The following is an 18,373-nucleotide window of genomic DNA, read 5'->3' on the forward strand; positions in this document are numbered from 1 at the left end:
GGTCAGGCGACCCGCAGGGCCACCCGGTGCATGGTGTTGTTGAGGTAGCCCTTGGGGTTCCAGTTGATGGCGAAGGGCTGCATGTCGCCGTCGCTGTCGGTCGCCCGGGCCCATACCTCGTAATAACCGGCTTGCGGGAATTCGAGGTTGATGCGCCAGTTCTGCCAGGCCCCGTCATTCACCGGGGCGTCCAGCTCGGCCTTTTGCCAGGTGGTGCCGAAATCCATCGATACGTCCACGGCCTCAATCGTCCGGTCGCCGGACCAGGCATGGCCGTGCACTTCCACGCTTCGCCCCGACTCCGTGTTGGTCTGCGGGCTGGTGATCAGTGACTTCACCGGCATCCGCTCGATGATGACGAAGTCCGCCTTGTCGACGTCCTCACCCGGCGCCACGGGCCGGTTGGGCACGCGATAGGAGGTGCCGGTCATCTTCGGGCCGTCATGCACCTGGTCGCGCAGATAGATGCGGGTCAGCCATTTCTGTGAGCAGGAGCCGGGCCAGCCGGGCACCACAAGGCGCAACGGTGCCCCGTTCTGCGGATGCAGTGCATCGCCATTCATTTCGAAGGCGATCAACACATTGTCGGTCATCGCCTTGTCGATGGGCAGGCCGCGGGAGATCGGCAGCTTGTCCGGGTCGCCGCTGAGATGCGTGTCGGCACCCACATGGGCCGTATAGACCACACCATCCTGCACGCCGGCCTTCTCCAGCACGTCCTTGAGGCGGACGCCCGTCCATTCGGAGCAGGCCACGGCCCCCAGCGTCCACTGATTGCCTTTTGCGGGCGGGTTGAAGGCCGCACGGCCATTGCCGCCGCACTCAATGGTGAGTGCCATGGTCACGACCTCGAACTGGTTTCTGAGGTCGTCGATCGACAGCGTCATCGGATTGTCCACCATGCCGTCAATGGTGAGCTGCCAGGTGGCGGCGTCCATGTCGGCGGGCGGCACGCCATTGTTGCGGATGAAGTGCCGGTTGGTGGGGGTAATCGCATCGTCAAGAAGATGCGCCGGCGTCTCCGCGTTGATCGGCCGGTCGTTGAGCAGGGTCAGCCCGTCCTTGCCGACCAGCACATCATCTTCGGCGAAGGCTGCGGGGATCATGCCTTGCGGGTAGTTGCGGTGAAACGGCACCGCCATGCCCAGCATGGTGCCCAGTGTTGTCAGGCCCGCGCCTTTGAGAAAGCCGCGCCGGTCGTTGTGGGCGATGCGGCCGAAGAATTCGAGATCCGCCCGTTCGGGATTGTCGGCAAAGAACGCGCCGGCAGAAGGGATATCTTGTTTAGTTACAGGTTCGTCTCCGTCCATGGCAGTCACTCCCTGGATGGGCCTGATTTGTCGTTGGCGACCGACCTGACGTCGGCGAATGCGGCCCCGGCCCCTTGATGCCGCGATTTAGTTTGATGAATTTCACACTAAAAATCGGGGTTATGCAAACGGATGTATCCGGACCGGCTTCTCCATTGGCCCGATGCGGCCGTTGTGCGAGCCTGACAGGCCGTTGTGGCGGGTTCAGATGGCCGGGCAGGTTTCATGAGTGATTTCGGCGACCCCTTTGTCAGTTCCTTGTTTCCGTTCGCATCCGAACGGCTGCAGGCTCATGCCTTGCCTGCGATGTCTGTGCTGCAGGGGCTTGATGGGCCGATCCTGCTCGAAACAGGAGCCGCGCGGGTTGAAGGCGACGTACTGCTCGTGCGGCAGGATATCCATCATCAGGTATGGATCGGGGGACGGGCCCGCATCCTCAATCTCACCGGTCTGGCTTATCCGTTTGGGGATGAGCTGGCCCGCCCGCTGACCGGCCCGCTCAGGCATGTCGCTCTGGATGCTCTTCTGGGAGACAGGGCTGCGCTGGCAGAATTGCGCCTGTGGCTCGGCCACCGGCAGCCGGCCTGTCCGGATGACATTGCCAGGGTCCTGCGCCGGGTGGGGGCTGATCCAATGGTGCGCATGTCGCAGCAGGAACTGGCGGCAAGCCTTGGCATGGAGCGCACGCGGGCTCTTCGCTACTTCAAGAGCGCCACCGGGATGACCTTCCGGAGGTTCAAGTCATGGTCTGCTTTGCAGGATGCTGCCCGCCAATTGATGGGCGGCGGGCTCGTTCGCGATGCGGCGCTCGACAACGGCTTTGCCGACAGTGCGCATCTGTCGCGTAGTTTCCGGGTCACTCTCGGCCTCACCCCGCGGGATGCAGTCGCGGGATATCGCGCTGCCATCGGCGCGGCGTCTCAGTCTTGCCAGGCCTGATCCGCCGCACGTTTGTTCTACGCCGCACCGGCCCCTCCGTGATTTCTGGGTCCATTACCAATGGAAATGCGGAGCAAAGCCGATGCCGGCAGCAGCAGATATACTTGAAACACCGGACACGCAGGCCCTGTTCGAGCGGTACCACCTGGGTTGGGAGACACGGGATCCGAAGCTGATTGCCTCGCTTCATTCCGCCGATACCGTGTTCCATGTCCATGATGGCTCCGAGCCCGTCGTCGGGCGGGATGAACTCCTGTCCCATTGCGCCGGCCTGTTCGAGCAGTACGACTTTTCCCTGGAGCGGGGCCGCCTTTTGTGTGGCAGTGATTTCTGGGTCTTTGAATGGCAGATGGTGATGAATTTCACAGGCACCGACGGCGTGCCGTTCACCGCCACATGCGAGATGCTGGACGTGGTCACCCTGAATGAGGCGGGCGAAGTTGTTCGCAAGGATGTCTTCGTCAATGGCGCCCAGCAGCAGGCCGCCTTTATGCGTGCGGGGATCTCCCTCTAAGGCCCGGCGTAAACGCCTGCCTCTCCACATGAAAACGGGGGCCCGGACGATTCTCCTGGGCCCCCGCATGTGCGGCGCAGTCGGCAGGGGCGCGCCTCCAATGTCTGGGTGGCCATGCGCGGGATGGTGCGCAGATGAAGGACGTGCCTTGCCGTGCGGTAGATGATGTTGCGACAAGGTTATCGGCAAAGCCTGGATTAATGGATGTCTGCAAAGCGCTTGCGGCTATGCCGGATCCCCAACTAGCATCCAGGCAAAGGGGCGGCGGCAGACCGCCTGCGAGTGATGCGGGAGGAGAAACCATGGGCCAGTCATGGGATGTGAAACGGCTTGCGGGCACGTTGGGCGCGGAGGTAACGGGCATCAGGCTCGCGGAAATCGGCGCTGAGGAGACGGATGCGGTCAAGGCGCTGCTGTCCCAGCATAAAGTGCTGCTGTTTCCCGATCAGCACCTGTCGCCGGACGAGCATGTGGCCCTCGGGCAGAAGTTCGGTGAGCTGGAGGGGGCGCACCCCAACCTCGCTAAGCCCGGCATGCCGAGCCCGCACATTTTCGAGCTCAAGGCGACGGAGGGCGGCATTGCCGACGAGTGGCATACGGATCTGACGTTTACGGAGCACCCGCCGCTGATGTCGATCCTCAACATGGTCGCCTGCCCGGAGGCCGGGGGTGACACCATGTGGACTGATCTCATCGCCGCCTACAATGACCTGTCAGAACCCATGCAGGAGATGCTGGACGGGCTTACGGCGCTGCATGATGCCCGTCCGCATGGCAATCGCGACGCAATGGCAATTCATCCGGTGGTGCGCGTCCATCCGACAACCGGTGAGAAAGCGCTTTATGTCAATGAGCACTTCACCCGCCGCATCGTCGAGATGAATCCGTTTGAGAGTGAGGCGCTTCTCGCCTTCCTCACACGCTGGGTTCAAAACCCGCGCTTCACCGTGCGCCTCCACTGGACGGAGGGCGCCATCGGCATGTGGGACAACCGGGTCACGCAGCATTTCGTCATCAATGATTTTATCGGCGAGCGGGTCATCCAGCGCGTCACGGTGCTGGGGGATGATCCACAGGGGGCGGGCGCCCCGCGCTGGCGGCCCTGGACAGAGCGGGCGACGATCTCCGCCACCAGCCATTGGGATGCGCAGCTCTACCGCTTCCTGAGGGACCGCGACAGCAAGCAGGCTGCTGAATAGTTCCGCCGAAAGTTGCTTCCTTTTCCGGCTGTGACCGGTATTTCGCTGGCCTAGTTTGCATGGCCGGGCGCAATGGCACCGTTGATCCGGTTCAGATTGCTTTCACTGACAACTCCGAAATCATGACCTTCGATGAAGAGGCTGCTTGACGAGTTTAGGTCAAATGTCCTAATTGGTTGGACATTCGTCCTAGAAATGAAAGAGCGTCATGGTAACCGGGAGGCCCGCAGTCGGGCGAAAGAACGTCGATGCCGGAAAGACTGCCGGCAAGGGCGGCGGACAGACGCGGGAGCTCATCCTCGCTGTGGCCGACCGGTTGTTCTACGAGCGTGGCTTTGAAGCCACGTCATTCGCTGACATCGCCGGTGTTGCCGGGCTGTCGCGTGGCAATTTCTACTATCACTTCAAGACCAAGGACGAGATCCTGGATGCAGTGATCGATCTGAGGCTGGCCAATACGCGGGCCATGCTGCGTGACTGGCAAGCGGAGTCCGACAGCCCGCGGGACCGGATTGTCAGCTTCATCCGTATTCTGATCACAAACAGGGCCAGCATCATGGCGCATGGTTGCCCTGTCGGCACGCTCAATAATGAACTCGCCAAGCTTGAGCACGCCCATCGAGGACGGGCGCGTCAGGTCTTCACCCTTTTCCGGCGGTGGCTTGTTGGTCAGTTCGAGCAGCTTGGCTTCGCAGATGCTGCAGATGATCTGGCCATGCATGTGCTGATGCGCAGCCAGGGCGTTGCCGCTCTGGCGACCGCTTTTCGCGACAAGGCATTCGTCGCACGCGAAGTTGACGACATGTGCCGCTGGCTGGATGCCGAGATTGCCAGACTAAGGCACTGACCCCGGTTGTTTTCGGTGCCTGTGAAAGGTGCCTGACCTTGGAGTAAGCATAATGTTTATCGTCGTATTGCGGTTCGGAGCGAACAAAGCAAAGGCGCCTGAGTTCATGGATGCCCACAACGCATGGATAGCCCGTGGCTTCGACGACGGTGTGTTCCTTCTTGTGGGCGGTTTGCAGCCGCAACAGGGCGGTGTCTTTCTCGCTCAGGCCACGGACCGTCCCGCGCTTGAGGCCTTCATCCGGCAGGACCCGTTCGTCAAACACGGCATCGTCGAGATGGATGTGTTGGAAGTGGCCCCGGGCCGGGTCGATGCACGGCTGGATTTCCTGAAAGCAGCCTGAACCCCCTGGGGCCGAAGCAGGGAAAGCCAAGACATCAGTCGCCTGCGTTGAGCAAGGTTTGTTCTGGCAGGGCTTCCTGGTGAGGCAGAGTGAAGGGCACTTCCAGCCAGAAGCAGCTGCCGGCACCCAGCTTGCTCTGCACGCCGATCTCTCCATCCAGCAGGTCCGCAAGCTGGCGGCAGATGGCAAGCCCCAGTCCCGTGCCGCCGTGGCTTCTGGTGATGGTGTCCTCAAGCTGGCGGAAACTTTCGAAGATCTCGTCCAGCCGGTCATTGGGGATGCCGATGCCGGTGTCTTCCACCTCAATGCGCAGGCAGCATGTATTGTCGGCCTTGCGCATCTCGCGCACCCCGACGCGCACGTGGCCTTGCTGGGTGAACTTGATCGCGTTGTTGATCAGATTGGTGACGATCCGGCGCAGCGCGTCAGGGTCGGTTATCACGCATCTCGACAGTGCACGGGCGCCGTCGAGTTCGAGGGCAATGTGCTTGCTGTCAGCCAGTGGTGTGAACAGCGCAATCACTTCTTCAAGCAGTGACGCGGGGTCAAAGGGCTGCGGCCGCATGGTGCTGGCACCGGCCTCATTGCGTGAATAGTCGAGAATATTGTTGAGAATTTCCAGGAGCGATGTCGCAGACATCAGCGCGGTTTCCGCCTGATCACGCTCCTGATCCGGAATGTCTGCGGTGGACAGCAATTGAAGCATGCCGATGACGCCGTTCATCGGGGTGCGGATTTCATGGCTCATGACCGTCAGAAAATCGGTCTTGGCACGGTCGGCCTCCATCGCCCGGATGCGCTGGGTTTCGATGCGACGCACGGCGCGCTGCATTTCGCGGCGATAAATTGTGCAGCCGATGAAAATGATGATTGCAGCGCAAATGAGCGCAACAAGAACAGCAGGATCCGTGATGCCCGAAGCAGGGCCCTGAAGCTCAATTGCGAAGTTGCCGAGATAGACGGCGACGATGATTGCCGTGGCAGTCAGCCCGAATTGCCATCCCACTGCGAGCGTGACGGCGGCAATTGCTGAGAGCAACAGGATGTTTGTTGAGGACAGGACATTGCCGATGCTCAGTGACAGCAGGATGAAGAACACCATGAGGCCGCTGCAGCAGATGAGGGCCCGTCGCGCGAAGTTCTCTTGTTCATTGACCAGCAAAGGCAGGCCGGCGAAACCGAAGGCGATTGCCTGAGCCACGGCCATCTCCGCCCAGAAACGGTCGAGATAGGGCAGGTTGACGATATTGACGATCGTGCCCGACAGGGCCGCCATGAGACAGAATGCAGAGAGGATGCGCCCGGAAGCCGCGCGCAGTTCGCGCCCCTCCGCGGGCGCTGGCCAGTAGATGTTTGTCAGGCGTCCAAGCATGGCAATCCATCGGCGCAATCGGTTCCGCGCATAAGTGGTAATTGATGAATGTTAAGCAATGCCGAACCGATTCCAGCTGGGAACGAAAAATCCATCTGTCACAGATAGTTAGTTTGATTACGGACGAATTTTCTTCTACCTCTGGTTGCTGAATACAGTTCTGCGGGGAGAATTCACGCTCATGGCTGACCGAAAGCGCGTCGCCTTCGTTGCCTGTCGCCACACGCTCACGGGTTCTCCGGACCGGTGGCCGGATGCCTATGAGCACGACCGGGAGCGGGATGCCTTCATGCCGGCTTTCCAGGCAGCCGGACTGGATCTCGTGGAGCTCGATTGGGAGCAGTCGGACCCGGCGCGGGATGACATTGATCTCTATTTCATCCGCACCACGTGGAACTACAAGGAAAAGCCGGAGGCGTTTGCGGCCTTCGTCCAGCAGGCCGCGGGCCATGCACCGGTGATGAATGATCCCGCCACAATCCTGTGGAACATGAACAAACGCTATCTGGGGGAACTGGAAGCACAGGAGCTGCCTGTTATCCCGTCCGCCTTTATCGACCGTGATGGAGTGACCGTGGACGATGTCCGGGCCCGGCTTGGTGCCGACGAGATTGTCCTGAAGCCGCTTGTGGGCGGTGGCGGCTTCGATATGCGCCGGATCAGGGCCGATGAACCGGGCGATGACACTATTCCGGTCAGCCAGTTCGCTCAGCCCTTTCTCCCAGGCATTCTGGATGAGGGAGAAATTTCATTCGTGTTCGTGGAAGACCGTTTCTCTCATGCGCTTCGCAAGCTCCCGGCCGAGGGAAATTATCTGATCCACACACATCATGGCGGCCGCAACGAAATCTATGAGCCGACTGCCTCTGATCTTGAGACCTGCGGGGCCTTTCTTGACGTGCTGCCTGCACCGGCGCTTGCCACCCGCATTGATGTGGTGCCGCATCAGGGGAAACTGCTTCTGATGGAACTGGAAGCCATAGAGGCGCATTTGTTTCCTGAGTATAATCCGCAGCTGGGGGGACTTCTCGCGGAGGCATGCGCGCGCATCATCGCGGCTGCGTGACCCTTCCCGACAAGGAGACCCCATGTCCTCTACAGATGTTGCAGGCGGGGTACCTGCCGCCGAGGCACCTGATACCCCGCCATGGGCCGCAGGTGCCGCCGGACGGCCCGATGAGCTTTATCCGGTCCTGAGCGACAGTGAGATCGACCAGCTTCGACCCTATGGCGAGGTGCGGTCGATTGCGGCGGGTACGCGCCTGTGGTCGATCGGCGAGCGCAATGTCAGTTGTTTCATCGTCATGTCCGGCGCGCTCGAAATCCTGCGCAGGGAGGGCGAGCGGGAAGAGTGCTTCCATGTGCACGAGGCGGGCAGTTTCTCCGGCGAGACCGTGACCATGAGCGGGCGCGGTTCATTTGTCGGCGGCCGCGCGCGCACCGATCTCGAGGTCGTCGAGATTGGCCCGCAGCGGCTGCGGGACCTCCTGGCAGTTGAACCGATGCTGGGCGAGAAGATCCTGCAAGCGTTCATTCTGCGCCGTATGCGGATGATTGCGCAGCACCATGGTGACATCCTCATCATCGGCGATGCTTCAGAGCAGCTCACGGCGTCAATCCGCGAGTTCCTGTCGCGCAACGGTGTGCCCTATCGCATGGTGCCGGACGATGACGCGCCGGAGCCGGAGCGACCGGTGATTGTCTGTGGTGAACAACGGCTGGCACGACCAACCATCAAGCAGGTGGCGGACTGCCTCGGCATGACAGCCGATCTGCCGGATGGGGCGCAGTTTGATGTGGCGGTTATCGGCGGTGGGCCGTCGGGTCTGGCGGCAGCCGTTTATGCAGCCTCAGAAGGGTTGTCGGTCGTGGTTCTGGAGAAGTGCTCCATCGGCGGACAGGCGGGATCATCTTCACGCATCGAGAACTATCTCGGGTTCCCCACGGGCATCTCCGGCCAGGCGTTGACGGGCCGTGGGTTTCTCCAGGCACAGAAGTTCGGTGCGGAGATTGCCATTGCCCAGGAGGCTGCGGAGATTACCTGCGGTGCCCCGTGGCACACATTGACCACCGATTGCGGCATGGCACTCAAAGCCCGCACCGTGGTGCTGGCGACGGGTGCCGTCTACCGGCAGCCGCAGATCGAAGGCCTCGACCGCTTCGAGGGCACCAGTGTCCATTACGGGGCAAGTCATATCCAGGGCATGATGTGCCGCGGCGAAGAGGTGGTGATTGTCGGCGGCGGCAACTCCGCGGGTCAGGCGGCTGTTTATCTGTCGTCGCGGGCGCGGAAAGTCTCCATCATGGTGCGCGGCGACGGGCTCGCCGCCTCCATGTCGCAATATCTGATCCGGCGCATCGAGCGCACGCCGAACATCGACCTGCTGACCCATATGGAGGTCGAGGCCCTTGAGGGAGACGACCGGATCGACTGCATCCAGGCCCGACACAACAAGACGGGTGAGGTCTCGCGCCTTCCGGCATCGCACCTGTTCCTCTTCATCGGGGCGGCGCCGGCGACAGGGTTTCTCGATCCGGCAGTGGCGCTGGACGAGAAGGGATTTGTGCGGACCGGAGACGCGCTTGATGATACAGACCTTCAACGAGCCGCCTGGCCGCTGGAGCGCAAGCCCTTTCATCTGGAAACGTCCTGTCCCGGCATCTTCGCGGTTGGTGATGTGCGCTCCGGCTCGGTCAAGCGTGTGGCTTCCGCCGTCGGGGACGGGTCGGTCTGCATCAGCTTCGTCCACAAGGCGCTTGATGAGCGCCCGGTAAAGCAAGCCCAGGCAGCTTCAGATGATTGACGTCTGGCGGACTGCACCGCGCAACAGCGTCGCATAAAGCCGGTCGCGCCATGTAGCAGGACGGCTCATGGCCATGCGGTCGAGGCAGGCGTCTTCCTGCGGGTCCGGGCGACCGAAAATGCCAGCCTGTGCCAGCCGCAGCACCCCCGTCATGCTGGCAGATGCATCACGCATCAGCGCGAGGGCAGGCATCAGCCGTTGCTCGGTTTCCGTGAAGTCGGTCCCGAAAGGGAAGGGCGGCAGATCACCACGGGCTTCGGCATCACTCAGGCGGGCGGCAAGGGCCTCAGGAGTGTTGGAGCGGAAGCGTGGGTCGAGTTCGAAGTCCCCAGGCAGCTTGCCCGCCTTGATCGCTATTTCAATCAACTCGCGCTGAAATCGGCTGTCGGTAACTGCCAGCATGGCGGCAATCACGTCCGCGTCTGACTTTCCGCGCAAATCGGCGACGCCATATTCCGTCACCACGATATCGCGCAGGTGGCGCGGGATTGTCGTGTGGCCATAGCCCCAGCGGATATTGCTTTCCGTGCCCTTTGGGCCTTCACGGGTAGCGCGGATGGCGATGATTGAGCGGGCGCCTTCCAGGGCAAAAGCCTGGGCCACGAAATTGTACTGCCCGCCGACGCCCGACACGACCCGGCCGTCTTCCAGCCCATCGGACACCACGGCGCCCATCAGGGTGGCCATCATGCCGCTATTGACGAAGCGGGCGTTGACGCGGGCCCGCCGCTTTTCGTCCTCCGGCCCGTACAGCTCATTGACATAGGAGACCGGCCGCATGGCAATGCGCGCCCGCTCTTGATCCGGCATGTCTCTCAGGCGCTGATAGAAATCCGTGGGACCAAGGAAAAACCCGGCCTGCAGACAGGCCCCGTCCACTTCGCGGGACAGCACACCCGCTTCCATCAGGTCGAGAAAGGCGGGCACGAACATTTCGCTGGCACCGAACAAGCCCTCTCTGAAGGCGGATAAGTGTGATGTGCCGGTCGGTCTGTTCTGCTCGAGTGCCATTACCGCATCGTGGAAATCACCCGGGCGTTGATGGCGGAGGATCAGGCCGGCAGCGACTGCGTCGCCAATGGACCCGATCCCGATCTGCAACGTGCCCCCATCGGGAATGAGCCGGGCGATCTGCAGGCCGATGGCATGGTCGGTCGGAGACACGGGCTCACGCGGCGGCGCGAAGAGCGGCCAGTCCGCCCCCTCCAGCACATGATCTGCCATGCTCTCGGGATAGGCGGCATCACCATCCATGAATGGCAGATTGTCGTTCACCTCCATCACCAGCAGCGGGTTGATCAGCCCCTCCTCGCGCGCCTTCAAGAGGTCAGGTGTCAGGTCCGGATTGCAGCTCAGGGAAACTGTCGCGCCGTCACCTTCCCCGCGGCGGGCAACGATTTGCGCCAGCACGTTGGGTTTGCGGTCGAGGATCGCCCCCAGGGCGTGGGTGTAATTTGCCGAGATGTAGTTCTGCTGCGCCCGCGGCGAGGACAGCCAGCGGCCAGCAAGGAAGAAGAACTCGATGATCTCGATATTGGGCGGCAGGGTGCCCTTGTGCAAAGGGCCCGCATAGGCAAGGTCCGGGTAGCCGCCGAACAGCCTGTCGATCACCGGCGTGATGAATTGCCGCTCTATGGGGTTGGACGGAGATGGTTTTTCCAGCGTCAGGGCCGTCAGGATAGTCAGCGAGATAGAGCTGTCCGCCATGGCGCGAGCCACCAGCGCGTTGCAGGTCAGATTGGCTTTCCCAAGCCCCAGGGGCATGGCGAGCACGATCGTGCCGCCTGTCTGGCGGATGATCTCGTCGGCGAGGCGGTCGGCGTCGGTGTGATGCTGGGTCATCTGACTAGAACACGCCTCATGGCGGAAAGGTGCATTGTTTTACCGCAAACCGCTCCGCATTTGATTGCGCGTGGTTCGGGTGAGCTTGCCGGGTGGGACCGACCTGCTGACAGGTCTAGCCTGCACGGAGTAGAGCGCAGACGCGGTCGATATCGGCGTCTGACATATTCGGCGACATGGGGAGGCCAAGCACATGCGGTGCCAGCGCGTCGGTGTAGGGCAGGGGGTCTGACGGCAAGTCCGAGAGAGCCGGATGCCGGTGGCAGCCGGAGCCCCACCATGAGCGTGCTTCGATATCGTGAGCGGCAAACCGTGCGATCACAGCCGCGGCCGGTTCCTCGGTCAGAATGTTGAGCGTTGTGGATGTCCAGTCGGCTGAGAAGCCGCCCATCAGCCCTATGCCTGTCATGCACCTGATGTTGGAGGCATAGCGGGCGTGGGCTTTGACCAATGCACTGCGCTTGTTCGGCCAAGCGTCCAGCGCTGCCAGTCCAACGGCAGCGTGGTACTCCGAGAGCTTGGCATTCGTACCGGCAGCGTCCAGCACGGCCCGGTCGCCGAAGCCGAAACTGCGCAGGCGGTCGAGCCTTGCTGCCAGCTCTTCGTCATTGGTCAGGATCAGCCCGCCTTCGCCAATGCCCAGTGGTTTTGTTGCATGCAGGCTGACCATGATGGGCATGGTGGCTGCGGGGGCCGATTGCGCGTGCGCCAGCCCGTGAAAGCCCGCGGCTGCATCAATCACGACCGGCACGCCGGTCTGGTCCATCACCCTGTTCCAAGCCGCCACATCCGGCGGGTGTCCAAAGGGGGCGACAGGGACGATCAGGGCGAGATCGTCGAGGTCATGTCGCGCCATGACGGCATCCGGTGACAGGGCCCAGGTGGCAGGATCAATATCGGCGAAATGCGGTTCCAGCCCCGCCTGCATGGAAGCCAGCGGGGTCGCGGCAAATGTCCAGGCAGGCATCAGGCATTTTTGGCGGCCGGGTCGTGCGGTGGCGGTGAGGGCAAGCTGCAGGGCCAGCGTGCCATTGGCGGCAAGCACGATAGACCCTTCAGCCGTGCCGAATGCGTGCGCCAGCCGCGCCTGAAACTCGCGCAGGAGCGGGCCCGAATTGGAGTACCAGCGGTTCTCGTCGATGCGGCGGAGATAGGGGAGCAGATCGTCCGCCGTCGGCAGCATCGGCTGCATCAGCGGAATGCGCCTTGCGGACATCAATCCTCGCCTTTGATGAAGTAGGCGTTCGGGACGGTGGAGAAGGGGAACTTGCGCATGTGGGGGGCGCCGCCAAGCGGCTCGAAGAATTCCTCTATGGCCTCTGCCTCACCTTGCCAGGGCGGCATGCCGTAGCCGTTGAAGGCAATGATCCCGCCCTCCATGACGAGCGGATAGAGGTGTTTGAGGCCGACCGCTGTCGGCTCGTAGGTGCCGATGTCGAAATAAAGCAGTGCCAGCCGCAAGCCCTGATTGGCCTCGGCGAAGGCCGGAACTGTCTCGCGGATCTCGCCGTCGATGACCCGGGCGCGCTCGATGCCGGGCAGCAGATTGTCAGCGGTGTGTAGGTCCACAAGTTCCTGCACGATCTCACCGCTGGAGACCATGCGGCCGATGGTGTTGTCGATCCAGGGGGCAGCCGCGCCGTCCCGGTCCTCCAGGTCCTTGTAGCCGGCGAAATGGTCAAAGCCATAGACCTTGCGGGTGCGGTCACCGGGGCAGAAGGTTTCAAGCAGATTGGCCCATGTGAACAGGCCCGACCCGCGAAACACACCCAGCTCGGCAATGGAGCCGGGCATGTCTTCGATCATCCGAAAGAGTTCGTAGTGGCACAGGACACGCGGCAGGTCGCGGCGGCGGATGAAGGCAGGATAGCTGGTCAGCACGTCACGCAATGACAGCTTGCCGTTTGCCACCAGGGCTTCCATGCGCTCCCAGTGCGCTGCATCGCGCGCATCATAGGTGCGGCGCATGTCCGCGTTGAGGTCGGGGCCGGCCTTGGGGTCAGTCATTCGGTGTCTCCGCCGTTGATGCGCGCTGCCGTGGCGGCGCTGCCTTCTGTCAGCAGGGCATGCAGGATGCTCCATTTCGGCCCGTCATAGGGGGGCAGAAATTCGAGGGTGATGCCATGCGCTGAAAAACGTGTCGCGTCATAGAGGTCGCGCCCGGCCGGTGCGTTCACATAGGTCGATGCCCCGAGCCGCTCGCAGATCGCGATGATGCGCTCCTGACCCTTGAGGCTGCCGGGCAGGTCGAGGCTGCTGGAGCGCCGCATCGGTGTGGTGATGCCCAGAGCCGTGCAGGTTATGTCCAGGGAGCGCGCAAGCCACGGCACCAGCGGGCCCTGGGCTGCCGCAAAGAGAGTGGCCCAGCTTTCCGGCAGGGTGGTGAGCGACGGGAACCTGCGGCATTGGGCGGTCAGCCGCGCAGGTGCGTCGTCGGCCAAGCACATTTCATCGATCCGCGTTTCGCGTGGCGCGGATTGAAGGGGGAGGGTCAGCCATTGCGGCTTGCCTCCGGTGTCGGGCAATTGGTTGCGGTGGATATAGCCTCGCCGCGTAAACTGCACACAGTCATAGATGACGAACAAATCTGCCTGCGCAAACAGCCGGAAGTACCCCGCATAGGGCACGAAATAGGGCTGCATGATTGCGATTCTCGTCATGCGGCGCATTGCGCGCAGCGCATGCTTAACGAACCGTTAAGCACGGTTTGGCTAGGCTCCCGCTGCCATCAAGAGACCGAAACAGGCTGGCGGGGAGCTTCGCACGTGGCCACAATCGTCATGTTCAACGGCGAGAGCGCCCACAACGTGATCCGTGACCGGGTCGCGCTGGATGCAAAGCTGTTTGAGGCGCGCGGGCATGAGGTGATGGTCATCGATCTGTCCAACCTTCAATCGCTGCGCGTGCCACGGCAGATAGATCTCTTCATTGGCTACCAGGGCTGGGGCCGCGACATCAAACTCGGTGATGGCAGCCTGCTGGTGGAGCGCTTCGGCTGTCCCTATGCGGTGATGCTGGGCGATCATCCTATCCAGCATGCGGCGCGCATTGAGGAGTTGCCTGGGAACACGGTGTTGTTCGTGGCATCCCGCGAGCACCGGACGTTCCTGGAGCAGGCGCTTCAAGTCCAACTCGATATCAGGCTCTTCACCAGCACAGTCTCCGCATCGGCGCCGCTTCCTGCGGTGGAGCGCGATCTGCCTGTCCTGATGGTGGGGCAGGCCATGGCGCCGGACGACTTTCTTGCGGGCCACAAGATGCCCGAGCAGGTGCGCCAGATAATCGATGAGTGTTTGGAGCGGGCAGCCCGCAACCCGCATGCCGATCCAGTGGCTGATTATATGAATTCGGGCTACTCGCGGGTGCTTGATCTGGTTGGCGCGCCAGCTTCGGCCATCCAGGTGGGGCGGCTGGTCGACCTGGCTGCCCGGTATCAGTACCGCTGGTCTTATGTTCAGGAACTCAGGAAACTGCCGGTGACCTTTGTCGGTGAAAGCTGGGTGGCAATGAAGCGCCAGTCGGGTGATGCATTCAACGCGCTTCCGTCGCTGCCATATGAAGAGCTCCCTGGGCTTTATGCCCGCGCGCAGATCGGGCTCAATCTCTTTGCTCCCTATTTCGATTTCCACGAACGCCTTCTGGATATGATGGTTCAGTCAGCGGTGGCTGCGACGGCGAAGACAAGCTGGCTGTCAGAGCTCTTTGACTTCGGCACGGAGCTTCTTGCCCTGCCGGACAGCCCTGCAGATGTTGCGGGCTGGCTGGACGATGCCTTGTCCGACCAGCAGCGCTTGGCTCAGATCGGCGCGCGGGGGCGTGCAAAGGTGCAGGCGGATTTCAATGACGAAACGCGCATAGACCGGTTGCTGGAGTTGGTTGACGAAGCTGCGCCGCCCGCTGTCTGGGCACACGGATGACAGCCGCATGCGAAACCACGCCTGACGTGCTTCGCCGGCGCTATGCCCGTGACGGCTATGTGGTGGTGCCGGGGCTGATTGCAGCTGACGCCCTTGCCGAGCTCCGCGGTGACATCGCACGCATATTTTCGCTGACGGCAGGCATAAAGACGGGTGATCCGTATCCGGACATTGAGTCCGCAGGCTTCAACCAAATGCTCCGCGACCTGTTTGAGAACCGGTTTGAGGCCTATCATGGGGCGGCGCGGCTGTGTAATCACACGGTCAGCCTGCATCGGCTGAGCACGGACCCCGCCATTCAGAAGCTGATGCGGTCGCTCGGGGTTGCTGTTCCGGCTATCTGTGCCCGTCCTGTTGTGTGGTTTCATTCGCCGGGCCTTGCGCGGTCGGAGCGCTATCACCGGCTGCCGGCCCACCAGGAGTGGAGCAACATGCAGGGCAGTATTGACGGGATGGTCGTGTGGCTCCCTCTCTTGCCTGTCACAGCGGAGATGGGACGGCTGCAGGTTGTGCCCGGCAGCCACAGGGACGGGCTGCGGCCGCTGCTCGACGGAGCGGGAGAGGACTATCCGCTGAGCATGGACATGGACGGGCTAAGCGACACCGACTTCGTGGAGGTCGACGTGCCCCTTGGCGCAGCATTGCTGTTCTCGCCTTTCCTTGTTCACCGCTCGGGCACCAACAGAACTGAGCAGGCCCGCATAACCGCGAATTTTCGCTTCAACAATGCGGCGGACCCGAGTTTCATTGCGCGCAACATGGCAAACCCGTTTCTCTATGAGGCCCCCGCGTCGCTTATGACACCGGGCTTTCCGGATGCCTCACAGGTGCGCGGCTATTTCGAAACCATGCTGCAGGAAAGTGAGTGATGGATGACCGGGCTTGATGTTCAGTTCATCACCCATGCGACGCTCAAGATAAGCGGGGCGTTCGGCACGCTCCTGTGCGATCCGTGGTTCCTGAATGAGCCGGTCTACAATCTGAGCACTTGGAAGTATCCGCCGGCCCGCGTCCCCCCCGAAGAGGTGGTGAAGGATGTGGATTATCTCTTCATCACCCACACCCATGAAGATCACTTCCACATTCCGTCGATCAATTACATTGATCGCGACACGCCGGTCTTTCTGCCGGCCTATGACGAGCATCCATCGCTGCGGGCTCATACGTCGGAGCGGGTGATGCGGGCCATGGGCTTTCACGACATCCGCAGGCTCAAGAGCTGGGAAACCGTGATGCTGGGCGGCGTGACCCCGCTGACCCGCGTGCCCTCTGCCGTTGAGCGGAGCCACGATTGGGAGAATTCGGGCTTTGTCATCGAGAGCCCTGATTGCGTGCTCCTCAACGTCAATGACAACCTCAATGACGTTGCCCTGTGCAAGGACATCAAGGCGCGATGGCCTGAGATCGATATCGTTTTCATCCAGAGCGGTGGCGTCACGATGTTCCCCGGCTGCTTCCGCATGAGCGAAGACGAGATGCGGCGCGAGGCCGACAAGCGCAAGGTCGCCTTCGCGGATCAGCGGCGCATGCTCGATCATGTGAAGCCAAAACGCATCGCGCCCTTTGCTGGTGACTTCTGCTGGCTGGATGACAAGTACTTCCACAACAACTGGGCCAATCGCACGACGGCCGCCCTGTTCGAAGACATGATGAACACCGACTATGCGCAATCGGGCTGTGAGCTGGTGCAGCTCTACCCTGGAGACCGGTGGAGTGTTGATGGCGGGATCGTGCGCACCCACGGGGAGATCGACTGGGACCGGATGCTCGAGGACATCAGCGAACTGCAAAAGCGGTTCCGGCCCAAGCTTGATGCGATCAATGCCTATCTGAACGATGTGCGCTACGAGGATTTTGAAGCCCGTAGCCGCGCCCGCACAGACCTTGTGCAAAAGTACATCACGCGTGATTACATCGATTTTGATGCGCGTATCCGGCACACGATCGAGGGGCCGCATTCAGGTTTTTCCTTCGTCCTCAAGGCCAACTCCGAGACCGGTCTTGTCATTGACTGGGATGACGAGGGCGAGGTGATGCAGACGCTCTATGTGCCTGAGAACATTTGGGCGGCGATCCTCGAAGGGCGGCTCATGTGGAACATTGTCCAGTGGGTCGGCGAGGCGGAGCAGTTGGGAGATTATGTTCAGGATCTGGGGCGGTTCTGGTTCTGGCTGGAATATCACCTCGATCTCAATGCCAAGAACATTCAGGCGATAATCGAGCCCATGCTGATACCGGGCCTTGATCAGCCTATCCGCCCCAATGCCGCCTTTTTCCCAATGGCAGGTGAATGGGACGCGGACGCGACATAGACGCCATGACGGACCAGGCCGGTATTCGATGGGCATTCGCCGGGTGTAAACCGCAAGGCGCTGGCATCCTCTCGGCTCTGGGGCAGGACGGTTTCGTGCCCGACTTCTGCGCGGTGCCAACGGACCTGGCCGACGCCGATGATGCGGAGATGCACAGCGTTGCGTCGCACCTTTCGGTTCCCGTCTACCGAAGCCAGCGGCTTGAGGAATTGGAGCACAGACTGGCAGCTTTGGATCTGCTGCTTGTGTGCCGTTTTGCCCTGTTGCCGCCAGCGGTTTTCAACGCACCCCGATTGGGTGCGGTGAATGTGCATTCGTCGTTATTGCCGCGCTATCGCGGCGTGCATCCCGTGTCCTGGGCGCTCATCAATGGGGAGACCGAGACTGGTGTCACCCTGCACAGGATTGGCGAGGGCGCTGACACGGGGCCAATCCTGTCCCAGTCACATGTTGCCATAGACGACAATGACGATCTTTGGAGCCTCACCGCCAAACTGAACGCTGTATCTGCTTCAAGCGTGCTGCACCTGTTCAACGGCATTGCCGCAACCGGCGATCTGCCAGCGGCCCGACCGCAGGCAGGACGGCCGAGCATGGCCCCGCGCCGCACACCGGATGACAGCCGCATTGACTGGGCCGGTGCCGCGCAGACCATTTCAAATCTGGTGCGTGCCTTACCCGTACCTCTGCCTGCAGCCTTCTGCTTTGCCGGAGATGGCCGCCGGGTTGAGATCCGATCCGCGCGGCTTTGCGCGCCTTGTGAGTCCTTGGGCGTGCCGGGTCAGGTTGTGCAGGGTGATGCTGATGGCGTGGCGCGGGTGCTGTGTGGTGACGGCCGGTGCCTCGATGTGATCGCTGACCATTCACTTGCTGCCGGAGATGTCCTCACATGATGCGCAGTTGGCTTGTGGCAGATACGGATGCCGACGGGTGGGCTGCAGCGCTTGACGGCATTGACCATTGCTTCGCCCATC

At 61.8% G+C, this 18,373-nt stretch carries 17 protein-coding genes; 11 read left to right on the plus strand and 6 right to left on the minus strand.

Features of this window, described 5'->3' with window-relative positions:
- Positions 1-2: 2 nt before the first annotated feature.
- Positions 3-1,310, minus strand: a complete 1,308-nt coding sequence (locus HG718_RS15085) for a sulfite oxidase (RefSeq protein WP_160586434.1) — start codon at positions 1,308-1,310, stop codon at positions 3-5.
- Between the two features lie 225 nt (positions 1,311-1,535).
- Here HG718_RS15085 and HG718_RS15090 point away from each other — a divergent pair, with 225 nt between their 5' ends.
- From HG718_RS15090 to HG718_RS15110, 5 genes are all read left to right on the plus strand, one after another.
- Entirely contained in the window at positions 1,536-2,249 is a 714-nt protein-coding gene (locus tag HG718_RS15090) for a helix-turn-helix domain-containing protein (RefSeq protein WP_160586435.1), read from the plus strand.
- Positions 2,250-2,331: 82 nt separating this feature from the next.
- Positions 2,332-2,763: a nuclear transport factor 2 family protein gene (locus tag HG718_RS15095; protein ID WP_160586436.1), complete on the plus strand. Its 432-nt coding sequence runs from the start codon at positions 2,332-2,334 to the stop codon at positions 2,761-2,763.
- 302 nt (positions 2,764-3,065) lie between these two features.
- Positions 3,066-3,962: a TauD/TfdA dioxygenase family protein gene (locus HG718_RS15100; protein WP_160586437.1), complete on the plus strand. Its 897-nt coding sequence runs from the start codon at positions 3,066-3,068 to the stop codon at positions 3,960-3,962.
- 208 nt (positions 3,963-4,170) lie between these two features.
- Positions 4,171-4,809, plus strand: coding sequence for a TetR/AcrR family transcriptional regulator (locus HG718_RS15105; protein ID WP_160586438.1), 639 nt, complete (start codon positions 4,171-4,173; stop codon positions 4,807-4,809).
- Positions 4,810-4,861: 52 nt separating this feature from the next.
- Complete coding sequence (locus HG718_RS15110) at positions 4,862-5,152, plus strand: YciI family protein (RefSeq protein ID WP_027840216.1); 291 nt, start codon at positions 4,862-4,864, stop codon at positions 5,150-5,152.
- 34 nt (positions 5,153-5,186) lie between these two features.
- On the opposite strand, the gene HG718_RS15115 is transcribed toward HG718_RS15110, so the two are convergent.
- On the minus strand, positions 5,187-6,428 hold the full coding sequence (locus HG718_RS15115; RefSeq protein WP_160586439.1) for a sensor histidine kinase: 1,242 nt from the start codon (positions 6,426-6,428) through the stop codon (positions 5,187-5,189).
- A 277-nt stretch (positions 6,429-6,705) separates the two neighbouring features.
- On the opposite strand from HG718_RS15115, the gene HG718_RS15120 reads away from it, so the two are divergent.
- Positions 6,706-7,590 carry an ATP-grasp domain-containing protein gene (locus HG718_RS15120; RefSeq protein ID WP_160586440.1) on the plus strand — a complete coding sequence of 295 codons (885 nt, stop codon included), beginning with the start codon at positions 6,706-6,708 and terminating at the stop codon, positions 7,588-7,590.
- A 22-nt stretch (positions 7,591-7,612) separates the two neighbouring features.
- Positions 7,613-9,328 carry an FAD-dependent oxidoreductase gene (locus HG718_RS15125; protein WP_160586441.1) on the plus strand — a complete coding sequence of 572 codons (1,716 nt, stop codon included), beginning with the start codon at positions 7,613-7,615 and terminating at the stop codon, positions 9,326-9,328.
- On the opposite strand, the gene HG718_RS15130 is transcribed toward HG718_RS15125, so the two are convergent.
- The 4 genes from HG718_RS15130 to HG718_RS15145 form a co-directional block, all read right to left on the minus strand.
- Complete coding sequence (locus tag HG718_RS15130) at positions 9,317-11,170, minus strand: acetyl-CoA hydrolase/transferase C-terminal domain-containing protein (RefSeq protein ID WP_160586442.1); 1,854 nt, start codon at positions 11,168-11,170, stop codon at positions 9,317-9,319. The genes HG718_RS15125 and HG718_RS15130 overlap by 12 nt on opposite strands.
- Positions 11,171-11,285: 115 nt before the next feature.
- Positions 11,286-12,386: a DegT/DnrJ/EryC1/StrS family aminotransferase gene (locus HG718_RS15135; protein WP_160586443.1), complete on the minus strand. Its 1,101-nt coding sequence runs from the start codon at positions 12,384-12,386 to the stop codon at positions 11,286-11,288.
- Positions 12,386-13,177: a TylF/MycF/NovP-related O-methyltransferase gene (locus HG718_RS15140; protein WP_160586444.1), complete on the minus strand. Its 792-nt coding sequence runs from the start codon at positions 13,175-13,177 to the stop codon at positions 12,386-12,388. The genes HG718_RS15135 and HG718_RS15140 overlap by 1 nt, the downstream gene beginning before the upstream one ends.
- Positions 13,174-13,830, minus strand: coding sequence for a WbqC family protein (locus tag HG718_RS15145; protein ID WP_160586445.1), 657 nt, complete (start codon positions 13,828-13,830; stop codon positions 13,174-13,176). Before HG718_RS15145 ends, HG718_RS15140 begins: the two co-directional genes overlap by 4 nt.
- Before the next feature lie 105 nt (positions 13,831-13,935).
- Between HG718_RS15145 and HG718_RS15150 the strand changes: the two genes are divergently transcribed.
- From HG718_RS15150 to HG718_RS15165, 4 genes are read left to right on the plus strand one after another with little or no spacing between them, the layout of a single operon-like run.
- Complete coding sequence (locus HG718_RS15150; RefSeq protein ID WP_160586446.1) at positions 13,936-15,087, plus strand: glycosyltransferase family protein; 1,152 nt, start codon at positions 13,936-13,938, stop codon at positions 15,085-15,087.
- Positions 15,084-15,956, plus strand: coding sequence for a phytanoyl-CoA dioxygenase family protein (locus tag HG718_RS15155; RefSeq protein WP_160586447.1), 873 nt, complete (start codon positions 15,084-15,086; stop codon positions 15,954-15,956). The genes HG718_RS15150 and HG718_RS15155 overlap by 4 nt, the downstream gene beginning before the upstream one ends.
- Before the next feature lie 3 nt (positions 15,957-15,959).
- A complete protein-coding gene (locus tag HG718_RS15160) occupies positions 15,960-17,399 on the plus strand; it encodes an MBL fold metallo-hydrolase (protein ID WP_160586448.1) in 1,440 nt (479 codons plus the stop codon).
- Entirely contained in the window at positions 17,378-18,292 is a 915-nt protein-coding gene (locus HG718_RS15165; RefSeq protein WP_160586449.1) for a methionyl-tRNA formyltransferase, read from the plus strand. Before HG718_RS15160 ends, HG718_RS15165 begins: the two co-directional genes overlap by 22 nt.
- Positions 18,293-18,373 lie beyond the last annotated feature (81 nt).

The sequence above is a fragment of the Pyruvatibacter mobilis genome (genome assembly GCF_012848855.1).
GTDB classification, from domain to species: domain Bacteria; phylum Pseudomonadota; class Alphaproteobacteria; order CGMCC-115125; family CGMCC-115125; genus Pyruvatibacter; species Pyruvatibacter mobilis.

Excerpts from the sequence above, each read along its gene's own strand:
- HG718_RS15105 (WP_160586438.1), top strand. The coding sequence starts at position 4,171 with ATGGTAACCGGGAGGCCCGCAGTCGGGCGAAAGAACGTCGATGCCGGA.
- HG718_RS15130 (WP_160586442.1), bottom strand. The coding sequence starts at position 11,170 with ATGACCCAGCATCACACCGACGCCGACCGCCTCGCCGACGAGATCATC.
- HG718_RS15100 (WP_160586437.1), top strand. The coding sequence starts at position 3,066 with ATGGGCCAGTCATGGGATGTGAAACGGCTTGCGGGCACGTTGGGCGCG.
- HG718_RS15090 (WP_160586435.1), top strand. The coding sequence starts at position 1,536 with ATGAGTGATTTCGGCGACCCCTTTGTCAGTTCCTTGTTTCCGTTCGCA.
- HG718_RS15165 (WP_160586449.1), top strand. The coding sequence starts at position 17,378 with ATGGGACGCGGACGCGACATAGACGCCATGACGGACCAGGCCGGTATT.
- HG718_RS15110 (WP_027840216.1), top strand. The coding sequence starts at position 4,862 with ATGTTTATCGTCGTATTGCGGTTCGGAGCGAACAAAGCAAAGGCGCCT.
- HG718_RS15125 (WP_160586441.1), top strand. The coding sequence starts at position 7,613 with ATGTCCTCTACAGATGTTGCAGGCGGGGTACCTGCCGCCGAGGCACCT.
- HG718_RS15135 (WP_160586443.1), bottom strand. The coding sequence starts at position 12,386 with ATGTCCGCAAGGCGCATTCCGCTGATGCAGCCGATGCTGCCGACGGCG.
- HG718_RS15160 (WP_160586448.1), top strand. The coding sequence starts at position 15,960 with ATGACCGGGCTTGATGTTCAGTTCATCACCCATGCGACGCTCAAGATA.
- HG718_RS15085 (WP_160586434.1), bottom strand. The coding sequence starts at position 1,310 with ATGGACGGAGACGAACCTGTAACTAAACAAGATATCCCTTCTGCCGGC.
- HG718_RS15140 (WP_160586444.1), bottom strand. The coding sequence starts at position 13,177 with ATGACTGACCCCAAGGCCGGCCCCGACCTCAACGCGGACATGCGCCGC.
- HG718_RS15145 (WP_160586445.1), bottom strand. The coding sequence starts at position 13,830 with ATGACGAGAATCGCAATCATGCAGCCCTATTTCGTGCCCTATGCGGGG.
- HG718_RS15115 (WP_160586439.1), bottom strand. The coding sequence starts at position 6,428 with ATGGCGGCCCTGTCGGGCACGATCGTCAATATCGTCAACCTGCCCTAT.
- HG718_RS15095 (WP_160586436.1), top strand. The coding sequence starts at position 2,332 with ATGCCGGCAGCAGCAGATATACTTGAAACACCGGACACGCAGGCCCTG.
- HG718_RS15120 (WP_160586440.1), top strand. The coding sequence starts at position 6,706 with ATGGCTGACCGAAAGCGCGTCGCCTTCGTTGCCTGTCGCCACACGCTC.
- HG718_RS15155 (WP_160586447.1), top strand. The coding sequence starts at position 15,084 with ATGACAGCCGCATGCGAAACCACGCCTGACGTGCTTCGCCGGCGCTAT.